The 3476-nt window shown below is 63.2% G+C and carries 4 protein-coding genes; 1 reads left to right on the top strand and 3 read right to left on the bottom strand.

The features are described from left to right. On the top strand, positions 1-412 hold a 412-nt coding region (locus KBT70_RS10620), incomplete at its 5' end, for a copper chaperone PCu(A)C (RefSeq protein ID WP_296632610.1). Positions 413-591: 179 nt separating this feature from the next. On the opposite strand, the gene KBT70_RS10615 is transcribed toward KBT70_RS10620, so the two are convergent. From KBT70_RS10615 to KBT70_RS10605, 3 genes are all read right to left on the bottom strand, one after another. Next, the gene (locus tag KBT70_RS10615; RefSeq protein WP_296632605.1) at positions 592-927 is read right to left on the bottom strand and encodes a hypothetical protein; all 336 of its coding nucleotides are present in this window, start codon (positions 925-927) and stop codon (positions 592-594) included. Beyond that, the gene (locus tag KBT70_RS10610; protein WP_296632600.1) at positions 924-2831 is read right to left on the bottom strand and encodes an OmpA family protein; all 1908 of its coding nucleotides are present in this window, start codon (positions 2829-2831) and stop codon (positions 924-926) included. Before KBT70_RS10610 ends, KBT70_RS10615 begins: the two co-directional genes overlap by 4 nt. Positions 2832-2893: 62 nt before the next feature. Beyond that, positions 2894-3476 (bottom strand): UbiA family prenyltransferase (locus KBT70_RS10605; RefSeq protein WP_296632594.1); only part of this gene is annotated, 583 nt, incomplete at its 5' end.

Raw genomic sequence — 3476 nt, 5'->3', positions numbered from 1 at the left:
ACAAGAAATCCACGTGCTCGATACCTACGCCCGCAGCGCCAGCCCCATGGCCAAAACCGGCGCGGCCTTCATGCTGATCGAGAATATCGGTGATGCCGATGACCGCCTGATCGGTGCCGCCTCGCCCGCCGCTCAAAAGGTCGAGTTGCACACCCATATCGAAGAGGGCGGCGTGATGAAGATGGTCCATGTCGATGAGGGCTTTGCCATCGCCGCCGGCGAGACGCTGGTGTTGCAGCGCGGTGGCGCCCATCTGATGATGATGGGCCTGACCGAGAGCTTCGAGCAGGGCAAGATCGTGCCGCTGACGCTGGTGTTCGAGAAATCCGGAGAGATCGTGGTCGACGTGCCGGTCGATCTGGAGCGCAAGCCCGAGGACGGACATACCAAGGGGCATGGCACCGGCAACTGACCGGTTCAGATTGGGTCAGGAAAGCCGCGACTCAGGAGTCTTTTCGGGCCGTAATCTGATTTTAGCCCCAAGCGCTTAGAGGCACTTGGGGCTTTTCCGTGTCATGAGTGTAAGGGCACTATCCCGTTGATGTCGAGAAACGTCGCAACGTCCGGCTGTGGCCGAGCCCGCTGGACGCCTCACCCGACCGCGCGACCCGCCATCTTTTCCAGATGCGCGCGCAGTTGTTCGGCCTCGTAGCGCGCTTCGCGCAGACCATCCATGGTGGCGGCCAATTCGGCCTCGGTCTGGCTGATCTGGTTGGTCAGCTCGGCCTCGCGCTGTTGCAGATAGGTGATGGCCTGATCCCGGGTTTCCTCGGCCTCGTGCAGTTCCTGCGCCAGCCGTTCCAGTTCCCCGACCTCCGATCCCGGCACGCGGATAAAGCGATGCACCAGCCAATTGGCGAACCAACCCATGCAGAACGCCACGAAAAGGACGATGGCGGTCGCGATGATGAATTCGGTTCTGTTCATTCGGTTGGCTTGTCCTGCGTGGTCTCTTCTGCCTCTGTTCCTTCTTCCCCCGGTTCTTCGAGGCTTTCAAGCGCTGTTTGCTCATCAGACACCGGCTCGGGGCGGATCAGGCGAAATTCGATGCGCCGGTTGGTCTCGCGGCCCTCTTCGGTCTCGTTGTCGGCGATGGGCACGCTCTCGCCATACCCCTGCGCGTCAATACTCGAGGTCAGCACCCGGCGCATGCGCAATTCATCGAGCACGGCGCGGGCGCGCTCGAGGCTCAGTTGCGCGTTCATGTCCTCGCCACCTTGGCTGTCGGTGTGGCCCCCGATCTCCATGCGAATCTCGCCGCATTTTTTCAGCACATCGGCAATGTCATCCATGATCGCGGCCCCTTGCGCGTCGATCTTGGCCGATCCCGGTTCGAAGTTGATCTTGCGCCCGGTCTGGATCGCGGCGATCTGCGCCTCGCATTCCTCTGGGGTCGGAAGCCCGGCCACGGGGTCCAGCGCCTCCTTGTAGGTCACGTCGATGGTGTATTTCTCGGCCTCGCCCAGCTTTTCCGCCAGAAACTGCGCGATTTCCGCACTGGCGCTCTTGCGTCCGGTATTGCCTTGCACGCCGATATTGTCGGGCGTGACGGTCACGACACCGTTCGACAGATACGACAGCGCCTCGAGCCCGGTAAGAACCCGGATCGACCAATCGCGCGGCAGCCCCTCGGCCACCCGCGCGGTCAGATGCACCGAATCCGACGAAAACCGCGCCTTGGCAAAGCTGCGCACGGTCTCGCGGCTGGTCTCGCTGCCGACCCGGCCACGAATCAGAACCTGACCTTCGGGCGAAAGCGTCGCCACGAATTCAGGCGCTGCGGGCTGTGCGGCATCGGGCGGCGGCGGCAATGTGGCAGTCAGGGCAAACACTTCGGGCAAATCGGCCTCAAGCTTGCCCGCCACATCGTCAAAGAGGCTCTGCGCCGTGCCTTCGGGCGCCAAGAGCGCCACATCGGCATCGGAGAACGTGACCGTGCCCCCCCCAAGGTCGGCAACCGCCGCAATGGCAAGTTCGGCGGCATGCCCCCATTGCGGCGACGGCACGCCCATGCCCACCACGCAATCGCCCCGCGACTGCATCCCGGCCTTGCCGGCAGCGCGCAGGATGAGGTCCCGCGCCTCTTCGGTATCGGCAGAGCAGGCATCGAACCGCGCGCCCGCCGCGTCGATCACAAAGCGCAGGGTAAAGGGCGTGATCACCGGACGCGGTGCCGAAATGGCCAAGGCCAGCCGCACATCGTCGGGCACGCCGCGCGCCAGATCCGTCTCGATCCGGCGCTGCGCCTCGGTGCTGTCGACCATTGCCGTGATCTCGACGCGTTCTGCGCTTACCGAAATCTTGGCACGGGGCAGCTTCCCCAAGGACCGCACCGCATAGCGCAGCGCAGAAGGCCATGTTTCCGGATAAGGATAATCGGCCGAATCGAGCAGGTCCGCCACGGGCACGTCATTCGTTGCAGCCGCGATATCCGCCAAAAGCTTGTCTCGGTCTGTCGCTGCGGGCACGAGGCCAATCAGCGAGATACCGCTGTCATTGCGCAGGATTTCGATGGCAAAGCGCGGCGGCGCAATATCCGCCGCATCCTCGACCAGCATCTGATCAATCACCCGCGCCGCATCTACCACTGTGCCCGCCAGCGACAGCGCCTTGAAACGCAGCGCCTCGGACGGGGCGGTGCCTGCGAGAAAGAGTTGCAGACCATCGGTATCAACCTCGGCCCAGACCAGCCCGACCCGGTCCAGCGTATCGCGCACCGCGCGGCGCGAACTGTCCTCGATGGCGCTCACGGCAAAGCCTGCGGCGACAACCGCAAGCACGGCTGCCCCGGCAAAGGTTCCTGCGATCGTGAAAGCGGATGATAAACGCATCGGGCAATGGCCAATTCATTGGTGCTGCCCACGTCTTTAGGCGTGCGGCGGCATGAGTTCAATCACAGCAGACAGGCAACGGCGAAAAACGGCACAGGCAAGAGGCCTGCATCGCGGTTTGAGCGAAAGAGTTGAAGCAGCCGCGCAGTATCGTCAAGCCGCAGACGACGCATCTGGCCCTGCATATGCCAGCCCATCACCCAAGGACCGCAAAGCGCCACAAGAAGCGCCGTCAGCCTTGCATCAGGCACCGCGAGAATGACCGCCACCGCCATCAGTGACACGGTCGCCACCAGAAACCACCGCAGCCAGCGGGGCGAATTGTCACCAAAGAGCCGCGCCGTGGATTTCACCCCGATAAGGGCATCATCCTCGGCATCCTGATGGGCATAAATGGTGTCATAAAAGAGCGTCCAAGCGATGCCCGCGAGATAGAGGATCACCGCAGGCGCCTCGAGCTGCCCGCTATGCGCCGTCCAGGCCAGCAACGCACCCCAGTTGAACGCAAGCCCCAAAAAGACTTGCGGCCACCAGGTGAAGCGCTTGGCAAAGGGATAGACCGCCACGGGCAAGAGCGACAGCACGCCAAGCGCAATCGCGGCGGTGTTGAAGGTCAGGAGAATCCCGAACGCAATCAGCGCCTGC

Origin of the sequence: Roseovarius sp. (assembly GCF_018066915.1) — a bacterium.
Lineage (GTDB): Bacteria > Pseudomonadota > Alphaproteobacteria > Rhodobacterales > Rhodobacteraceae > Roseovarius.
This window is presented reverse-complemented; position numbering and strand designations above follow the sequence as displayed.

What these genes read in the sequence shown, in the direction of transcription:
- KBT70_RS10615 (WP_296632605.1), bottom strand. Translation starts at nt 927, where the DNA reads ATGAACAGAACCGAATTCATCATCGCGACCGCCATCGTCCTTTTCGTG.
- KBT70_RS10610 (WP_296632600.1), bottom strand. Translation starts at nt 2,831, where the DNA reads ATGCGTTTATCATCCGCTTTCACGATCGCAGGAACCTTTGCCGGGGCA.